The sequence below is a fragment of the Roseburia sp. AM59-24XD genome (genome assembly GCF_003478445.1).
Taxonomy (GTDB): domain Bacteria; phylum Bacillota; class Clostridia; order Lachnospirales; family Lachnospiraceae; genus Jutongia.
The window spans coordinates 24161-43689 of the sequence record NZ_QUET01000016.1 but is presented as its reverse complement, the minus strand read 5'-3'; the positions used below and the strand labels follow the sequence as shown (position 1 = coordinate 43689).

12 protein-coding genes and 3 pseudogenes are annotated in these 19529 nt (G+C 46.7%); 12 read left to right on the top strand and 3 right to left on the bottom strand.

Features of this window, described 5'->3' with window-relative positions; all coding sequences use genetic code 11:
• Positions 1 to 78 precede the first annotated feature (78 nt).
• From DXA20_RS09065 to DXA20_RS09040, 6 genes are all read left to right on the top strand, one after another.
• The gene (locus DXA20_RS09065) at positions 79 to 1449 is read left to right on the top strand and encodes a hypothetical protein (protein ID WP_118560235.1); all 1371 of its coding nucleotides are present in this window, start codon (positions 79 to 81) and stop codon (positions 1447 to 1449) included.
• Positions 1450 to 1579: 130 nt separating this feature from the next.
• A complete protein-coding gene (locus DXA20_RS09060; protein WP_022305781.1) occupies positions 1580 to 2098 on the top strand; it encodes a peptidylprolyl isomerase in 519 nt (172 codons plus the stop codon).
• A gap of 216 nt (positions 2099 to 2314) precedes the next feature.
• The gene (locus DXA20_RS09055; RefSeq protein WP_118560284.1) at positions 2315 to 3442 is read left to right on the top strand and encodes an ABC transporter ATP-binding protein; all 1128 of its coding nucleotides are present in this window, start codon (positions 2315 to 2317) and stop codon (positions 3440 to 3442) included.
• Complete coding sequence (locus DXA20_RS09050; RefSeq protein ID WP_118560233.1) at positions 3442 to 4311, top strand: ABC transporter permease; 870 nt, start codon at positions 3442 to 3444, stop codon at positions 4309 to 4311. Before DXA20_RS09055 ends, DXA20_RS09050 begins: the two co-directional genes overlap by 1 nt.
• 37 nt (positions 4312 to 4348) lie before the next feature.
• Entirely contained in the window at positions 4349 to 5791 is a 1443-nt protein-coding gene (locus DXA20_RS09045; RefSeq protein WP_158577180.1) for a GldG family protein, read from the top strand.
• A 3-nt stretch (positions 5792 to 5794) separates the two neighbouring features.
• Positions 5795 to 7201 carry a DUF4340 domain-containing protein gene (locus DXA20_RS09040; RefSeq protein ID WP_118560229.1) on the top strand — a complete coding sequence of 469 codons (1407 nt, stop codon included), beginning with the start codon at positions 5795 to 5797 and terminating at the stop codon, positions 7199 to 7201.
• On the opposite strand, the gene mutY is transcribed toward DXA20_RS09040, so the two are convergent.
• Positions 7185 to 8288, bottom strand: a complete 1104-nt coding sequence (gene mutY, locus DXA20_RS09035) for an A/G-specific adenine glycosylase (protein ID WP_118560227.1) — start codon at positions 8286 to 8288, stop codon at positions 7185 to 7187. The two genes, DXA20_RS09040 and mutY, sit on opposite strands and share 17 nt — an antisense overlap.
• A 23-nt stretch (positions 8289 to 8311) precedes the next feature.
• Positions 8312 to 9175, bottom strand: coding sequence for an RNA polymerase sigma factor region1.1 domain-containing protein (locus DXA20_RS09030; RefSeq protein WP_158577179.1), 864 nt, complete (start codon positions 9173 to 9175; stop codon positions 8312 to 8314).
• 296 nt (positions 9176 to 9471) lie between these two features.
• On the opposite strand from DXA20_RS09030, the gene DXA20_RS09025 reads away from it, so the two are divergent.
• Both DXA20_RS09025 and nrdD read left to right on the top strand, forming a co-directional pair.
• Positions 9472 to 12051, top strand: a complete 2580-nt coding sequence (locus tag DXA20_RS09025) for a leucine-rich repeat domain-containing protein (protein WP_118560223.1) — start codon at positions 9472 to 9474, stop codon at positions 12049 to 12051.
• A 412-nt stretch (positions 12052 to 12463) separates the two neighbouring features.
• Positions 12464 to 14588: pseudogene (gene nrdD / locus DXA20_RS18400) on the top strand (anaerobic ribonucleoside-triphosphate reductase).
• Between the two features lie 84 nt (positions 14589 to 14672).
• Here nrdD and DXA20_RS09015 read toward each other — a convergent pair.
• Positions 14673 to 15503 carry a hypothetical protein gene (locus DXA20_RS09015; protein ID WP_118560221.1) on the bottom strand — a complete coding sequence of 277 codons (831 nt, stop codon included), beginning with the start codon at positions 15501 to 15503 and terminating at the stop codon, positions 14673 to 14675.
• A gap of 123 nt (positions 15504 to 15626) precedes the next feature.
• Here DXA20_RS09015 and nrdG point away from each other — a divergent pair, with 123 nt between their 5' ends.
• The 4 genes and pseudogenes from nrdG (at position 15627) to tpiA (ending at position 19512) form a co-directional block, all read left to right on the top strand.
• Positions 15627 to 16157: an anaerobic ribonucleoside-triphosphate reductase activating protein gene (nrdG, locus tag DXA20_RS09010; RefSeq protein ID WP_118560219.1), complete on the top strand. Its 531-nt coding sequence runs from the start codon at positions 15627 to 15629 to the stop codon at positions 16155 to 16157.
• A gap of 187 nt (positions 16158 to 16344) precedes the next feature.
• Positions 16345 to 17361 carry a type I glyceraldehyde-3-phosphate dehydrogenase gene (gap, locus tag DXA20_RS09005; protein ID WP_022305792.1) on the top strand — a complete coding sequence of 339 codons (1017 nt, stop codon included), beginning with the start codon at positions 16345 to 16347 and terminating at the stop codon, positions 17359 to 17361.
• A 168-nt stretch (positions 17362 to 17529) separates the two neighbouring features.
• A pseudogene (locus DXA20_RS09000) lies at positions 17530 to 18740 on the top strand (phosphoglycerate kinase).
• A gap of 26 nt (positions 18741 to 18766) precedes the next feature.
• Positions 18767 to 19512: pseudogene (gene tpiA / locus DXA20_RS08995) on the top strand (triose-phosphate isomerase).
• Positions 19513 to 19529: the final 17 nt, after the last annotated feature.

Genomic DNA, 19529 nt, shown 5'->3' with positions numbered 1-19529 from the left:
GTCGAAGACTTTTCCTTGTATTTGCAGGAGGGATCCGATATCGTGAAATAAGATCAGATCGGGAGGAGCTTTGAGGTTATGGGGACAGAACGAAAAAAACGGCGGCTGATATTTCTGACTGCATGTGTGGCGGTTGTCGTGTTATACGGACTCAGTGCGGGAATGTCACAGAGGCGGCAGTCGGAAGGACAGAAGGAGACTATGCAGACATCCGGCGGACAAAATGCGGCGAGACCGGTGGACGATCATGGATCGCTGCGGCTGTATCTGGGAGAATTAAGCGGACATGAGAGTCCGTTTCACACGGAAAGCGCAGGGGATAATCGGCTGATGGCACTGGTCTATCAGCGGGTGCAGGAACTTGCTGATATTACGGTGAAGAGACAGAACAAGGGCGCTGTTTATGAGATCTGTCTGCATCCGGACGTGACGGATTCACAGGGACGGCTCGTGACGGCAGATACTCTTTTGTATAATTATTATCTCCGCTGTCAGACGGCATATACCGGAGATGACCGTGTCTGTGAGGTGCCGGTGAAAGGGCTGGACGTATACCGTTATGGTGCATCCGGCAAAATGTTGCGGAAGCGGAAGAAAAAGACAGCGCAGGTTCTTAAGAAGCCGGATAAGACGCTTCGCCGTCAGATTGCGGGTCAGCTTGTGACACCGATACTGCGCCGGGAATATCAATGGGTGCGCAGCCTGTATTATGATATGGCGGCGAGAAAGCTGTGTCAGAAATATCCGGATCCTGTGCAGCTTTTTGCATATTATTATGCTCCCTCCACAGCGTATACCGGCAAGGGAAAGGACGCCGAAAAGGCAGTGGAAGAGATCGCAGACCAGTACGGGGCAGAGCTTGACCGGTTATCGGAAATGACAGGAAACAGCTACCGGGAAAAGCTGCGGGGACTGGCTGCGGAAAGGCTGTGGAAGCAGACGGCAGCAGGTGACGGAGTGATCGCAGGGATATCAAAGGTGGATGAAAGAACAATCCGGATCGAGACAACGAAATACCGCAGACAGGATCTGGAGCGGCTGGGAGAGATTTATCTGGTCACGGGAACGGGAGAACAGGACGGATATCTTGGCACCGGTCTTTATGTTTTGCAGCAGGAGGATAAGGATACGGTTACCCTTTGCTGCAATTCTTATTATCAGAGGGAGGCAGCCAATCCGACACAGCTTCTTGTCCCGAAGGGGGATCTGACAACTGTGGAATGTATTCGGAAGATCTGCGCCGGATCTCTTGATATGGCATGTGTCTGGGAGCGCGTGGCATATGAGAAGGATAAGATTGGGAAAATGCTTAAAAAAGGAGACGTCTTGTGGAAATGCGCACTTCTTGGCGGTGTGGCCTATCATCCGGGAAGAGTCAATGCGACAACGCTGCGCAGGGATGCCGTGGAACAGGAGGATATGTTCCGGATCATGAGCGGCTTGAAATGAATCCGTCTCAGACAACGGAGTGAATTGGCAGGCGGTTCTTTACATTTTGGCGCATTTCCTTTATGATGGAGAGAGAGGCTGTGATATCGCAACGGATATGCAGTCAAAAAGAATAGAAAGGAAATTTGACATGGCACAGAATCCAATCGTAACATTTGAAACGACACAGGGAACAATCGAGGCAGAGCTGTATCCGGAGATTGCCCCTAATACAGTAAACAACTTTTTATCACTCGTCGGAAAGGGTTTTTATGACGGTCTGATCTTTCACCGCGTGATCAACGGCTTCATGATCCAGGGAGGAGATCCGGACGGTGTTGGAACCGGTGGACCGGGATATTCGATCAAGGGCGAGTTCGCACAGAATGGCTTTGCCAATGATCTGAAGCATTCCGCAGGCGTATTATCCATGGCACGTTCCATGATGCCGGATTCCGCAGGCTCCCAGTTCTTTATTATGCATAAGGATGCACCACATCTTGACGGTGCATACGCTGCATTCGGTAAGGTGACAAAGGGACAGGATATTGTAGACAAGATCGCAGAGGTGGAGACGGATTTCAGAGATGCACCGTTAGAGCCACAGATGATGATCAAGGTTACAGCAGATACCTTCGGCGTAGATTATCCGGAGCCGGAGAAGTGCTAGGCTGCTTTTTTGCGTATGGCATAATGAGTCCTGAATGATCATGCTGTGAAGGAAAAGTACGCAGACAAGTTTAGAATGATGAATCAGAGAGATTTCCGTAAAGGGATCTCTCTTTTTTCGTATAGGAAAGTGCTGTTTGTTCACAATTCTTTGACATTATTATGTTAAAGTAATTTTTGATGTTGCGTAAGATCGCAAAGAATGGAGGACGAAACATTGATTGAAGTTAAAAATCTAGTGAAGCTGTATGGAAATCATGCAGCAGTTGATTCCCTTTCCTTCACCGTGGAAACGGGCAAGGTTGTGGGATTTCTGGGACCGAACGGTGCCGGTAAATCAACAACAATGAATATGATCACGGGTTATATTGCACCGACATCGGGCACAGTACTGATCGATGGTGTGGATATGGAGGAGGAGCCGGAGAAGGTCCGTAAGAATATCGGTTATCTTCCGGAGAATCCGCCGTTATATCCGGATATGCGAGTGAGAGAATACTTATATTTCGTTGCGGAGCTCAAAAAGGTGGCTCGTAACAAGCGTGATGTCATGGTCAATGAGATCATGAACCGAACCAAGATCGTGGATGTGTCTGAGAGACTGATCCGCCATCTGTCCAAGGGTTACAAGCAGAGAGTCGGTGTGGCGGGAGCAATGATGGGATATCCGGAGATCCTGATCCTGGATGAGCCTACGGTAGGTCTTGACCCGAACCAGATCATACAGATGCGTGAGCTGATCCGTGACTTGAGTGAATCTCACACGATCCTGTTAAGCTCTCATATCATGCAGGAGATCAGTGCTGTCTGTGATGAGATCATCATTATCAATGAAGGAAAGATGATCGCGTGCGATACACCGGATAATCTGACAATGCATATGGCATCCAACGGACTTCATCTTGTGATCAAGGGTGATGTGGCAGTGATCAAGGGAGCCCTCCGGACGGTTTCCGGTATCAAGAATGTCGTTTATGATGAGCAGATGGAGGAGGGGACACTTGGGCTGACACTTTATTCTATCGATAAGAAGGATCTCAGAGAGGACGTATTCTTTGCTCTGGCAAAGGCAGAATGTCCGATCCTTGAAATGCACCGTCAGGAGACAACACTTGAGGAGGCATTTATTGCTCTGACAAAGGGTGGATCCCGTCAGTTCGGCGGCAGAAAGCCTGTGAAGAAGCAGGGGGAAGCTGCGGAGGACAATGCCGCGGAAGACAATACTACAGCAGAGACGGAAGACAACACCGCTGTGGAGCCGGAGACACAGGAAGAAACGGGGATTGTGACTGACAGTGAGCAGGCGGAGTCTCAGAAAGATCCTGAAGAAAAGGAGGAAGCATAATGTTTGCGATTTATAAGAAAGAATTAAAGCAATATTTTCATTCCATGATCGGATTTGTATTTCTTGCCTTTTTTATAGCGATCATCAGTATCTATACATGGGCAAATAACTTCTACGGAAAGGCTGGTAATTTTGAGACGACATTAAGTTCATCCACCTTTCTGTTTGTACTGCTGATCCCAATCCTTACCATGAGAGTTCTGGCGGAGGAGAAGCATCAGAAAACAGATCAGCTTCTGTACACGGCACCGATCTCTATCGGTCGAGTGATCATCGGAAAGTATCTGGCACTGATCTCCTTGTTTGGAATGGGTATCCTGTTTATCGGGCTTTATCCATTGATCTTGAAGCATTATGGAAGCACCGGCGTTCAGCTTGCACCGGCATACAGTGCTCTGCTTGGATTTTTCCTTCTGGGGGCAGCCTATATTGCCGTTGGTACATTTATTTCCTCGCTGACAGAGAGCCAGCCGATCGCAGCGGTCGTATCCTTCTTGGTACTTCTGATGAGTGTACTGATCTCAAATATTGCGGGAGCACTTCCTTCCGACAAGTTATCACAGGCGGCGATCCTTGCAGTGCTGTGGATCATTGTGGCAGCAGTGGCATATTACATGATGCGCAATCTGACCGTCACGATCATTCTGGGTGTGCTTGGTGAAGCAGCAATCTGGATCATATATGCAGTAAAATCCTCTCTCTATGAGGGAATTGTTTCCAATATCTTAAACTGTGCTGCGTTATCGTCCAAATTTAGTGATTTTACGCTCGGCGTTCTGAAATATGACGTGATCGTATATTATGCGAGCGTTGCATTTTTATTTGTATTTCTGACAATTCAGAGTATTAAGAAAAAGAGATATAACTAGATCATGCGCAGAAAGCAGCGCGGAAATGAGGTAAATGATGAGCGAAAATAAAGAAAAAAAGACGCAGAATAAAAAGCCCGGAAGAATCAGAAAATCCTTTTCCAGCCGTCAGTTCAAATCAGGTGCGTACAGTTCGGTGATCACTGTGATTGTGCTCGCTCTGGTTGTGATCGTGAACCTGGTATTTAATAAGCTGGATCTTTCGACCGATCTGACATCGGACAGCTTATTTACACTGACCAAAGAGTCACAGAAGGTTTTGAAGGATGTCAAGGATGATATTACGATCTACTATATGGTGGCAAATGGCAGTGAGCAGGATTATATCCAGCGTGTCATTAAGCAGTACAACAAAGTTTCTGACAATATTAAGGTCGTAAAGAAGGATCCGGTTGTATATCCGAACTTCTCCAAGAAGTATGTGGACGATGCGGTTTCCGACAATGATGTGATCGTTGTGGATAATACGACGGGAGCAGCCAAGTATGTCTCCAACAGTGATATGCTGTATTCTGACCAGTACAGCTATTATAGTACCGGAAGCTCCGAGGAGTATCTGGATGTCGAGGGACAGATCACATCAGCAATCCAGAATGTTCTTTCTACCGATAAGAAAAAGATCTATATGGTGACCGGTCACGATGAAAAGAGTATCAGCGATTCCCTTTCCAAGGCACTTGAGAAAATGAATGTAGAAGTGAAAGAGATTTCTCTTGTTACCCAGAAAAATGTGCCGGATGACTGTTCTCTTCTGATCGATTACGGTCCGCAGAGCGATCTTCGTGACAGTGAGAAAACGGTAATGCTTAATTACCTGAAAAAGGGCGGCACGGCAGTTCTGATGCCGGGCTATGTGGAAAAGGATACGCCGAACATTGACGAGATCCTGGACTATTATGGCATGAGCATCGACAAAGGAATTATTTATGAGGGTGCCGGTCATTATGAGAATTATCTGAACTGGCTTGTACCGACGATCAATACCGATGCCGATGTAATGTCTAAATTTGATGACAAGGATTATGTGGTGATCGGTTCTTCACAAAGTATTAAGGAAGCAAAGAAATCCTCTCTGCGAAGTGACCTGACATTGACGGATCTTCTGACAACTTCAAAGCAGTCTCTGTTAAAGAAGGATCCAAGCTCCCAGAATACCGATAAGGAAAAGGGAGATGTAGACGGTCCGTTTGCAACAGCCGTATATGCTGAGGAAACCTTAGATAAGGGAACGACAAAGCTGACCGTAATTGCAACCAATGAAGTGCAGGATGATCTGATGCAGAATGTGATCAGCGGTATGCTGGGAGATTCCGGGGATGGAACGACTGCAACCTCGATCGAGGCAAAGAGTCTGTCTTCTTCAACGATCACAATGAGTGCGGGAAGTGCGATCATGTGGTCCATTGTACTGGTCATTCTTGTTCCGGCAGGTCTGCTTCTGGCTGGTTTCGGAATCTGGTTTACAAGGAGGAGAAAATAAAGCATGAGCAAAAAAAAGAGACAGACAGTGACGCTTGTGGTACTCTGTTTGGTTCTGATTGCCGCAGGTGTTGGATATTATGCGCTGACCCGCTATCAGGCATCAAAGGAGAAAGCAGAGAAGGCGGAAGAGGAAAAGACAGAGGGGCTGTTTCAGCTTTCCTCCGATGATATCTGTAAAGTGGATTTTAAGGGAGAGAAGGCATCCTTAACCTTTGATAAGGACGGTAAGACCTGGAAGCTATCCTCTGATAAGAATTATCCGTTGAATCAGGATCGTATTGTTGATATGGTAGACGAGACAACAGGGGTTGCTGCCACACAGACAGTTACTACAAGCTGCGGGGATCTGACAGAGTATAATCTGGACAAACCGGATCTGACGGTGACGGTGACGGATAACGATGGAAAGGATACTACGATCTATGTGGGAATGGAATCCGTAGCCGGTGGCGGAAGATATGCATACTGCGGCGGCGATGAGAAGAAGGTTTATCTGATCTCCACATCTCTGTATGACAGCTTTAATTACAGTCTGGGAGAGCTGATGAAGGTGCCTGAGCTTCCGAGTGTACAGGCAGACGAGATCCGTTATCTGAAGCTGGAATCTGCCACAGGCAAGAGCTTTGAAGCAGAGTATGACGAGAAGAACTCTCCGTATAAGGATATTTACGGATGGTCGATCAAACAGCCGTATACCCAGCCGGTAGCCGGTGACAAGGATCAGCTCCAGAATCTGTTTGGCAGCTATACCAATCTGGATCTGGGCTCCGGCGTGACCTACAAAAAGGACGCTGCACTTGAGAAGAAATACGGACTTGATGCGCCGGCATACACCTTAAGCTTTCAGACAGCCAAGAAGAAGCTGACCCTTTACTTTGGTAAAGAAACGAAGGATCAGAGCAGCTATTATGTGAAGGTCAAAGGGGAGGATGGTATTTATCTGATGGATGCTTCCACGGTCAGTACGCTGGTTAATATCAATGCACTTGATTATGTATATCAGCGTCTGTATGTGGGAGATAAAGAGAAGCTTGATCAGGTAGAGTTATCTTACAATGGAAAGAAATACACCTTTGATGTCTCCAAGAAGAAAAAGAAATCAGAGACAGAATACACCTATACGATCACAAGCGGTGGCAAGAAGGTTGACAGTGATACCTTCAACACGGCATACAGCGTGATCAGTTATCTTGCACCGGGCGGTAATATCGATAAGAAGGTTACCGTGAAGAGTAACAAGCCGGTGGCGGAATTTACATTCCGTGAGGAGAAGAAAACAACGAAGATGATCATTCTTCCTTACGATGGAAAGAATTCCTACCGTGTCAGTGTAAACGGCGTAATGCAGTTCACGGCAGACAAGAGTGCGGTTGATAAGGTGATAAAGCAGTTTACTTCATTGAAGTGATCTTAGAATAATAAGCCCGGAATGCAGAGGGAATGCTATATTCCTTCTGCATTTTTTGTGTGCTGATCCAGACGCCCTCATTGGCGGGCGGGACAGAAGGGAGACGGTTTAAGTGGATCAGGTAGCCGATCATATGCCATTCGATATGAGAAAAGATATGCTTTCCCCTGCCGAGAAGCTCGATGCTGTCGGCACCGGTATCCCACTGCGCAAGAAGCTCCTGCAGTTTTTCCGGTGAGACAAAGCCCTCCTCGGACGGAAATTCCCACAGACCGGCGAGGAGTCCCTTCGGAGGTCTTTTCTGAATCAGATAGGTTCCCTGATATTCCAGAAGAATGATCGTTTTATCTTCGATCTTTCGTTCCTTTTTGGGCGGCTTCACCGGGTAGAGTGACCAGGAATCCTCCTTATAAGCAGTGCAGAATTCCCTCAGAGGACATTCGCTGCACAGGGGAGCACCGTTTGGCAGGCAGACAGTGGCACCAAGATCCATCCATGCCTGATTATAGCTGCCCGGTTCTGTGACCGGGACGGCATTGGAAAGGAGAGAGCGCAGTTTCTTCTTAAACGGTGTTTTAGTGATGTCGGAATCATCCCCGCAAAGTCTTGTGTAGATACGGTATACATTGCCGTCAATCGCAGGAACGGCTTCGCCGAATGCGATTGAGGCGATCGCACCGGCTGTATATTCTCCGATGCCCGGAAGCGTCAGAATCTCCTCGTAATGCTCCGGGAAGCTGCCGCCGTATTCCTCCATGATCTGTATCGCTGCACGCTGCAGATTGTTGGCGCGGCTGTAATAGCCGAGCCCCTGCCAGAGCTTCATCAGCTCATCATGAGAAACGCCTGCGAGAGAGGAAACATCCGGCAGGCGTTTTAAAAAGCGTGTATAATAGTCCTTTACTGCCTCCACTCGGGTCTGCTGCAGCATGATCTCGGAGATCCATATATGATAGGGATCCGGTCGGGACGAGCTGCCGGCAGGAGTCCGCCAGGGAAGTGAACGGGCATTTAACTGATACCAGGTCGTAAGCGGAGTGGTGATTTTATGCAGTATTGTCTCAGGAGAGAAAATGTTCTTATTCATAGGAATACCGTACCTTTCAGAATTTATTTTGTCTTGGAGATGTTCTTGGCATCCTCCGATAATCCCATGATATCATGAATCTCTGCCAGAGGGATCTTGGTATATTCTGCCAGCTCCCATGGGGTGGCAGCACGACCGTTTTCCTCGGCGAGGTATTTGGCTGCCTCATGCAATAAATTTGTCTTGGCAAGAACCGTGTGCTCCCAGTCCTTTGCAATCGTGACGGAATCAATCATGCTTTCGATGGCAAGACGAATCTCTTCCTCGATCACGGCATTGATCTGCTTCAGATCCGGTGCCTGATCCACACGGAAGTCAGAAGGAGTCTTTCCAATACGCTCCAGTCCCATCAGGATACCGATGTTGCCCTCGGCGATCATCTCATCCAGTGCAATGCCGCGCTTTTCATAAGTTTTGGCAATGCGGAATACCTTGTCGAGCTGTTCGTGGACAAGGGCGTCCTTTGCTGAGGTATCGCCGGAGAGAAAGCAGTCCCAGAGAGCAGAAAGCTCGGCACCGCTATGCGCAGTGAGTGCGGAAACCTCTCTGCGGTAAAGTTCGAGATTGCGCTCTGCCTTGGAGATGCGGCGCGGAGCATCTGCGTTTTCCTGCAGCTGGCTGCCGTCTGTCTCCGTGGAAACTTCCGGCTCGCCGGAGTACATTGTCTCGGTGGAAGAAAGCACGGGACCTTCTGTCCGGGAAGGGTGAAAGCCGGTGATCGTGATGCCGTTGGTGACCAGATACTGATAGACAGCATCAAACTGTTCTTCCTTTAATTCCATATCGGAAAGATAGCGGTGAACCTCCTCCTTTGTCATCCGGTTCTGTTGTGACTGTGCGATCGCCTTGATCTCTTCCATACATTCCAATATTTTATTCTGATCCATATTCATACAACCTTTCATGGCAGTTTTCTGCCTTATTCTGTAGAGTTTTATCCTTTCTCCGATTGTAGAGAAAAACGGGTATTATGTCAATAATGAATCCTTGAAATACAGAGGAGCCTAAACACAGGAAAGAGCAAATAATTTGTGTATTTTATGTGGAAAAATTATTATAAAAAATGAGAGGTTTGTTATAGCCAAATGACCATTGTTTTGCTATAATATAGCTTATAATACGCTGCGTATGGACAGGTTTCTTCTCATGACCGTCCGAAATTGCAGCAAAAGGAGGTATTACCATGAGAAAAGGTTTCAAGAAAGCCTTATCATTCGTGCTTTCAGCAGCAATGATGGTTTCGCTCGGTTCCGGGCTTGACATCGCTCCTGCAAGTGCAGCAGATGGGGCAGCAGGTACTGGAAACACTCCTGCAGCAACAGTAGTTACATATGGTGCTATGGTTGGTTTCCAGACAAACTCATATGACTATCGTGACGGCTACGAGCAGGTTGAGGCTGATGCGAAGTACAATGAGTGGTTACAGGCAAACGGCAAGGAGGTTCAGCCTTACAATGGTGTGAACATCTACAAGAACGGTAACGGTCCTTCCCTGTACACAAAGGGTGACAAGAAGGGTACTCTGGATGAGTCTACCGCTGAGAAGGCTGAGCTCGTTGAGGGTGCAACCGTATCTGATGCAGTAATGTCTGCAGATGGCGAGTACACTGTATCCATCAAGGATCTCGATCTTGGTAAGGACAAGGACGGCAATTTCTACATGCTTGACATTGCTACCAACATCGTAAAGGATGATGTCAACAGCGCAGTTACAGCGAAGGCATCTTCTATCAAGGTAAACGGCAAGGAGATCGCAACAAACGTTGATCTTCCTGCAAAGGGCGATCTTAAGAAGGGCGCTAACTACAAGTTCATGATCGCTAACGGATATGCTCCGGACGATAAGACATCTCCGGATCCTCTGTATCAGGCAATCAAGGACAACGCTCCGAACACTGAGCTTGCAGCTCCAACCGGTAAGTTCGATATCGAGGTTACCTTCAAGATTCAGGGTGTTGACTGGACATATGTTCCGGCTGCACCAACAGCTACCCCTGTTCCTACACAGGCTCCGGAAGTGACAGCACCTCCTGAGGTTCCACTGAGCACATCATTTGATATGGCACTCAGCGCAAACGTAGTTGAGGCACTGACACCTTCTGCAGGTCCTGATGTCAGAATTGATCCTACAGATACTACAGGCAAGAAGGTGATCCAGTCTGCTGTATTTGGTTCAGAGGCAATGAAGGCAAAGGTTACCGCAGCTAAGAGTGCTGACGGTAAGGCTCTTTTCGATGCTAATACAATGGACTACATTGTTTCTGACAGCTCTTGTGCAACCATCTCCAAGACTGGTGAGTATGCACTGTCTGTTACAGCAAGAAGTGATATGCCGGATATCACCAAGAGTGGTGCGATCTGGTTCCCTATCATCATCAACGGAAGCACAGGTGTTATGCCTAAGGACTTCAACCTCAAAGCAACAAAGGTTGTCGTTGGTGAGGGTGCTTCCGCTAAGGAATATTCTTGGACATCACAGCTTATGCAGGATGCAAAGGGCAATGTAAGACTTACCGTTAATAACGAGTGGGCAACAGATGTCGAGAAGGAAACAGCTAATACAATTAAGGATGAGATCCCTGTAAAGAAGGGTGACAAGATTACATTCAAGTTCTACGTTGTAGCAGAAGCTCCGGCTCCTGCAAAGACAGCTACTCCTGTAGCAGTTGTTCCTTCAAGCACTTACAAGGCATATCTTGGATTCCAGACAGATGACTGGCTTTTCCGTGATGTATGGCATGCAGATACAGGTCTGAAGTGTAAGGATTATGATTACACCAAGCAGGTAGCATGGAGCCATGAGGGCAAGACCAATCCAATCAATGTAACATCTATCACTGATGCTACAATGGAGAAGAACGGTGTGAAGTACAAAGTTGCAATCACCGGACTCGATGTGAAGAAGGTTTCTTCTGCATCAACGAAGTTTAACATGTTATATCTTTCTACCGATATTCCTCTTTCTATGAAGGGTGTATCCGTTAAGGACGCTGTTCTTAAGATCGATGGCAAGGTAATCAAGGAGTACAAGGTTGTTCCTAACAAAGGCGATGCTTCCAAGTACTATCAGTTCATGCTGGCAGATGCTTATGCTCCATCTGATGGAACAAAGGATGCTGCATATCCATCAGGAAGCGAGTTAAAGACGTTCCCAACCAATTCTATCGAGATTGAGTACACTGTAAACGGTGTTGACTTCAACAGTAAGACGATCGGTGTTAAGAAGGGTAAGACCTTCACACAGGGTAACTTCAAGTATAAGGTTACAAAGGCAGTTGTTCTTTCCGGCGACAACAAGGTTTCCAAGGGAACTGTTCAGGTTGTTGGTCTTTCTAAGAAGGGTAAGAAGAAAGCAAGTCTTTCTCTTGGCGCAACCGCTAAGGTTACAAGCAAGGCTGCAATTGCAACCGCAGCTTCTGTTATGACTTACAAGATCACATCTGTTAAGTCCGGTGCTTTCAAGAACTCTGCTAAGCTTAAGAAGTTCAGCTTTAAGAAGGCTACAAACGTTAAGGCACTTCCTTCTAAGGTATTCATGAACTGCAAGAAGCTCAAGACCGTAGAACTTAACAAGAAGATGAAGAAGATTCCTGCTAAGGCATTTATGGGATGTAAGAAGCTTACAACCATCAAGTGCAATGCAAAGCTGAAATCTGTAAGCAAGACTGCATTCAAGAAGTGCAAGAAGAAAATTAAGGTTACAGGTAAGAGCAAGAAAGCAAACAAGAAGAAAATTAAGAAGGTATACAAGAAGGTAAAATAATTACCGGAAGGTAGATTTTCTGAAATAACGGGATGCCGTATCTGAGCGATCAGGTGCGGCATCCTTTTTTGTGGAAACGAAGTTGAACAACAAAATGACTGCTTATTTCCGGTCTACACGCGTAGGACTTAGTGAAATCGGCATTTCTACTATATATGGTAAAAATATTTAAAAACACATACAATATCTTGTGGACTTTTGGCGACGGGTTTGCTATAATCGACTATAGACGCGCTTGCGAAAAGTCCGTTCGGTACGATGAAATGGACTGTTTTCAATATATAGGAAAATGCTCGTAACGTGGTGGGATGCCAACGAGAATTGCGAAGCAATTCTTGGAGGGCAAAGGAAGGAGTATGGAGCTCGCAGGCAGGGGTGAACAAAATGAAGAAAGAAGAGGTGTTTTGGGACAATGAAAGTAACAAAAAGGGACGGAAGAGTTGTTGACTATGACAGAAATAAGATCGTGATCGCTATTCAGAAGGCAAACGTGGAGGTAGACCGCTATGAGCAGGTTTCTGAGGAGACGATCGATGCCATTGTTGCCAGTATTGAAAATAAAAGAAAGGATAACCTTATGGTGGAGGATATCCAGGATATGATCGAACAGAAGCTTATGGCAGAGCGTAAGTATGAGCTTGCCAAAAAGTACATTATATACCGCTACACCAGAGAAATGGTTCGCCGTGCCAACACCACAGACGATTCCATCATGAGCCTGATCAAGAACAGCAATAAGGATGTTATGGAGGAGAACTCCAACAAGAATGCATATATTGCGTCTACGCAGCGAGACCTGATCGCCGGTGAGGTGTCAAAGGATCTGACCAAGCGTGTCCTCCTGCCGGAGAAGATCATTAAGGCGCATGAGGATGGTGTGATCCATTTCCATGATATGGATTATTATTTGCAGAGCATTTTTAACTGCTGTCTGATCAATATCGGTGATATGCTTGAGAATGGAACGGTCATGAACGGAAAGCTGATCGAGAGCCCGAAGAGCTTCCAGGTTGCATGTACTGTTATGACACAGATCATTTCCGCGGTTGCCAGTAGCCAGTACGGCGGTCAGTCTGTTGACATCCGCCACTTAGGCAGGTATCTGCGTAAGACCAGAGATAAATATGAGCGCCACTACAAAGAAAAGTACGGAGATATTATTTCCGATGAAGTCAGAGAGCGTTTTATTGATGACCGGCTCCGTGATGAGCTTCGTTCCGGCGTGCAGACGATCCAGTACCAGATCAACACTCTGATGACAACAAACGGACAGTCTCCGTTTGTCACATTGTTCCTGAATCTGGATAAGGATGATCCATATATCGAAGAGAATGCGATGATCATAGAGGAGATCTTAAAGCAGCGTATCGAAGGCATTAAGAATGAGAAGGGTGTCTATGTGACACCGGCATTCCCGAAGCTGATCTATGTGTTGGATGAGCATAATTGCTTAAAGGGCGGAAAGTATGATTACCTCACCAGGCTTGCGGTAAAGTGCAGTGCCAAGAGAATGTATCCGGATTATGTTTCTGCCAAGATGATGCGTGAAAACTATGAGGGAAATGTATTCTCCTGTATGGCTGTCGGAGCTTTTTAACACCATGGAAGGATGAGAATGGTAATTATAAGTTTGAGGGACGCTTCAATCAGGCGTTGTCAGCCTGAATCTGCCACAGATCGGTATTCTGGCAGAGGGAAATGAGGAGAAGTTCTGGGCGCTGTTAGAGGAACGTCTGGCACTGTGCTTCGAGGCTCTGATGTGTCGTCATCATGCACTGGAAGGAACGCTTTCTAATGTAAGCCCGATCCACTGGCAGTATGGTGCGATCGCCCGCCTTAAGAAGGGGGAGCCGATCGACAAGCTTCTGCATGACGGTTATTCCACAATTTCTCTGGGATATATCGGATTGTACGAGGTAACAAAGCTTATGACAGGTGTCAGCCATACCGACCCGAAGGGAACGAATTTTGCACTGCGTCTGATGAAGCGTCTTCGTCTGGCATGTGATACCTGGAAGCTTGAGACGGGTCTTGGATTTGGACTGTACGGAACACCGGCAGAGAGTCTGTGTTATCGCTTTGCAGAGATTGACAAGAAACGCTTCGGTGAGATTCCGGATGTAACCGACAAGGGCTATTACACCAATTCTTATCATGTGGATGTCAGAGAGAAGATCGATGCATTCGAGAAGTTCCGCTTTGAAAGCCAGTTCCAGAAGATATCTTCCGGCGGTGCGATCTCTTATGTGGAGATTCCGAATATGCGCCATAATCTGGAAGCGCTCGAGGATGTGGTACGGTTTATCTATGATAATATCCAGTATGCGGAGTTTAACACAAAGTCGGATTACTGCCATGTCTGTGGATATGATGGAGAGATCATTATCAACGATGATCTGGAGTGGGAGTGTCCGCAGTGTCATAATAAGGACAAGAATAAAATGAACGTTACAAGACGTACCTGTGGATATCTTGGAGAGAATTTCTGGAATGTCGGAAAGACAAAGGAAATCAACGCAAGAACGCTTCACCTGTAAAAGCAGGTGGGAGTAATCCGCGGTGTCCGTGAGGGAAAGGGAGCAAATGACCTGCACCCGCAGCAACGTTCTGCGGAATCATAGTTATGGAATCATAAAAGAAGTAGTTTCTGTCAGTGTGACCGGAATGGTAAAAATGGATTTGGAAACCGTCCCGGAAGCATTGGCAGATTGTTCTGTCAGAACGCCTTTTTTGTTCAGACGGCATTTCAATTTCAGGGAGTCCACGGAGCCTGTAACATTTTTGAGTTCCTCGGTATTCATGGAAGCCTGTTCGATGATCCGGCTGAAGTAGTAGGACGCGGTTTCGCCCGGCAGTGTAAACGAATAAATCGTATCGCTGTCGTCGGTGGTTATCTTCATATTTTCAAGCTGCGAGGAGGCATCCTGCATAATATCCGAGATAAAGGTAACCATGGAAAGTACCTCCTCCGGGGAACGCTCGGTTTTTGTTTTCTCCTTGCCGTTATCGGAGCAGTACAGTCCGTTACGGTAGGTGGAACGTGTTTTCTCTGTTTTGCCGCGGGAGGTTGTTTTTGTTGCCATATCAAGCTTCAGATTGTCGCGGTCATCGGCTCCGGTCACATGAGCGTGCGCTGAGAGAACACGTTTGCCCTTGATCAGTCTGCCCTTCAGATTGATCGTAGCGTCGGTATCCACCTGAAAGGACGGTTCGTTTAAGATCTGCTCAAAGGCATAGTAGATTTTCCCCTCCGGTGAATCCGGATCCGGTGTTGTTTCCGGAAGGGGAGTCTCTGATGCATCTGTCCGGCTGCCCGGACCGGAGGTCGTGACTGGTGTGGCTGTCTGCGGGGAAGCCTTCTGATGATGACGGTAGAGTGCGATCCCTTCCGCGGTGATCAGACACACAACAAGCAGGGTACACAGAATATATTTTACAGATGATTTCTTCATATGGATACCTCCGTTCACAGGTGGAATGGCAGCGGTGTTACAGAATACAGACACTGCCGTATAAGATAGATTATAGTAGTATTTTGAATATGGGTCAAAACAATTTTAAAAGGAGTCGATCAGATGAATTATGCAGAAATAAAACGATGTGATGTGGCGAACGGACCGGGGGTGCGTGTGTCCTTGTTTGTCAGTGGCTGTACCCATCACTGCAAAGAATGCTTCAATAAAGAAACATGGGATTTCGGGTTTGGAAAGCCGTTTACACAGGATACGATCGATGAGATCCTGCAGCTGTTAAGTCCGGGTTATATCAAGGGCATTACGCTGCTTGGCGGAGAACCGATGGAGCATGTGAACCAGCAGGGACTTCTGCCGTTGCTGCGCCAGATCAGGGAAAAGCTGCCGGACAAGACCGTATGGTGCTTTACCGGATATGATTATGAGAAGGATGTGCTTGGCAGGATGGTCTCGGAATGGGAGGAGACGAAAGAATTTCTTTCCTATCTGGATGTGCTGGTGGATGGTGAGTTTAAGATCGAACAGAAGGATCTGGGACTGATCTTTAAGGGTTCTGCCAACCAGCGCACGATCCTGGTGCAGGAATCACTTGCGGCAGGGCATATTGTATACTGGAATCCGCAAAATCCTTAAGAAACTGATAAAATTGTATGAAATCCCAAAGAAATCCCAAAAAGGCTTGAAATTTTAGGACAAGTCCGCTACAATAATGAGTGGGTTGTGACTGCGAGGTAATCGGGCAGTTATGAGAAATGCTTAATTACTGCACAGCGCCAGCAGTGACAGTATATTATAAATTATATTTTAGGAGGAATTAAAAATGGCAGTAAAAGTTGCAATTAACGGTTTTGGTCGTATCGGACGTCTTGCTTTCAGACAGATGTTTGGTGCAGAGGGTTATGAAGTAGTAGCTATCAACGATCTGACAAGCCCAAAGATGCTTGCTCATCTGTTAAAGTATGATTCATCACAGGGTAAGTATGAGAAGGCTGACACAGTTTCAGCTGGAGAGGATTCCATCACAGTTGATGGTAAGGAGATTAAGATCTATGCATTCCCTGATGCAAACAACTGCCCATGGGGCGAGCTTGGTGTAGACGTTGTTCTTGAGTGCTCAGGTTTCTACACATCTAAGGAGAAAGCACAGGCTCATATCAACGCTGGTGCTCGTAAGGTTGTTATTTCTGCTCCTGCAGGAAATGATCTTCCTACTATCGTTTACAACACAAACCATGAGACACTTAAGGCTGAGGATAACATCATTTCTGCAGCTTCTTGTACAACAAACTGTCTTGCACCTATGGCTGACGCTCTTAACAAGTACGCAGCTATCCAGTCTGGTATCATGGTAACAATCCATGCTTACACAGGTGATCAGATGACTCTTGATGGTCCTCAGAGAAAGGGTGACCTCAGAAGATCCCGTGCAGCAGCAGTTAACATCGTTCCTAACAGCACAGGTGCTGCAAAGGCTATCGGTCTTGTAATCCCAGAGCTGAACGGAAAGCTCATCGGATCTGCACAGCGTGTTCCTACCCCTACAGGTTCTACCACAATTCTTACAGCTGTATGTAAGGGTTCTGATATCACAGTTGAGGGTATCAACGCAGCTATGAAGGCAGCAGCAAACGAGTCATTCGGTTACAACGAGGATCAGATCGTTTCATCTGATATCGTTGGTATGAGATTCGGTTCTCTGTTCGATGCTACACAGACAATGGTAAACAAGGTTGCTGATGACCTCTATGAGGTACAGGTAGTATCTTGGTATGATAACGAGAATTCTTACACATCTCAGATGGTAAGAACAATCAAGTACTTCTCAGAGCTTGCATAATTTGATCTGAGGTGCTTAGCCGGACAGGCTGTTAGCATTTGCTGACGGATACTTATCCGGTGCATTGGATGATCCATGTACGGGTCCGGTCTTTCATTGGACCGGGCTCGTTTTTCTTTTCTTCTGTATTTTTTAGAAGATATGATTAATTATTAGGAGGAATATAACATGTTAAATAAGAAATCTGTTGATGATATCAACGTAAAGGGCAAGAAGGTTCTGGTTCGCTGTGACTTCAACGTACCACTTGATGCTGACTTAAACATCACTGACGAGAACCGTCTTGTAGCTGCTCTGCCTACAATCAAGAGCTGATCGCTGACGGTGGACAGATCATTCTCTGTTCTCACCTTGGTAAGCCTAAGGGAGAGCCAAAGCCAGAGCTTTCTTTAGCACCTGTTGCTAAGAGACTTGCTGAGCTTCTTGGACAGGAAGTAAAGTTTGCTGCTGATGCTAACGTTGTTGGTGACAACGCAAAGGCTGCTGTTGCTGCAATGAAGGACGGCGACGTTGTACTTCTTGAGAACACACGTTACAGAGCTGAGGAGACAAAGAACGGAGAGGCTTTCTCAGAGGAGCTTGCATCTCTGGCTGATGTATTCGTAAACGATGCATTCGGTACTGCTCACAGAGCACACTGCTCTAACGTTGGTGTTACAGAGTTCATCCGTAAGAAGGGTGGAGACTGCGCTGTTGGATATCTGATGCAGAAGGAGATCGATTTCCTTGGTAATGCAGTAAACAATCCGGAGCGTCCATTCGTAGCAATTCTTGGTGGTGCTAAGGTATCTTCCAAGATCTCTGTTATCGAGAACCTTCTTGACAAGGTTGACACACTGATCATCGGTGGTGGTATGGCTTACACATTCATGGCTGCTCACGGTGAGGAAGTTGGTAAGTCACTCCTTGAGGAGGATTACAAGGATTATGCTCTTAAGATGGAGAAGAAGGCAGAGGAGAAGGGCGTTAAGCTTCTGATCCCTATTGATACAACTGTTGCTGATGATTTCTCTAACGATGCAAACATCAAGATCGTTGGTCGTGGAGAGATCCCTGCTGATATGGAGGGTCTTGATATCGGACCTAAGACAGCGGAGCTTTTCGCAAATGCGGTAGCAGGTGCTAAGACTGTTGTTTGGAACGGACCAATGGGCTGCTTTGAGATGCCAAACTTCGCAAAGGGTACGATCGCAGTTGCTGAGGCAATGGCTAAACTTGAGGGTGCTACAACGATCATCGGTGGCGGTGACAGTGCAGCAGCATGTAACCAGCTTGGTTTCGGCGACAAGATGACTCATATCTCTACCGGTGGTGGAGCTTCTCTTGAGTTCCTTGAGGGTAAGGATCTTCCTGGTGTAGTTGCAGCAGACGATAAATAATCAGATTCATATAAGGAGATAGTACAATGGCTAGAAGAAGAATTATTGCCGGCAACTGGAAAATGAACAAGACTCCTAGTGAGGCAGTTGCTTTAGTAAATGAGTTAAAGGACTTAGTAGTAACGATGACGTTGATGTTGTTTACTGTGTACCTGCAATCGATATCGTTCCTGTCGTAGAGGCAGTTAAGGGAACAAACGTAGCAGTAGGTGCTGAGAATATGTACTTTGAGGAGAGCGGAGCTTACACAGGTGAGATTTCCGCACCAATGCTTGTAGATGCAGGCGTTAAGTATGTGATCCTTGGTCACTCAGAGCGTCGTGATTACTTCAAGGAGGATGATGTACTTCTTAACAAGAAAGTAAAGAAGGCATTCGAGGCCGGTCTTACACCAATCCTTTGCTGTGGTGAGTCACTGGAGCAGAGAGAGCTCGGCGTAACAATGGACTGGATCCGTCTTCAGATCAAGTCTGATCTTGCCGGTGTTACAGCAGATCAGGTTAAGAGCATGGTAATCGCTTACGAGCCAATCTGGGCTATCGGAACAGGCAAGACTGCTACTTCTGATCAGGCACAGGAGGTATGTAAGGGTATCCGTGATCTCATCGCTGAGATTTATGATACTGATACAGCAGAGGCTGTCCGCATCCAGTACGGTGGATCTATGAATGCCGGAAATGCAGCAGAGCTTCTTGCTAAGCCGGATATCGACGGTGGTCTTATCGGTGGTGCATCCCTTAAGGCTGATTTCGGTAAGGTAGTAAACGCATAAACATGATGCAAAGGAGT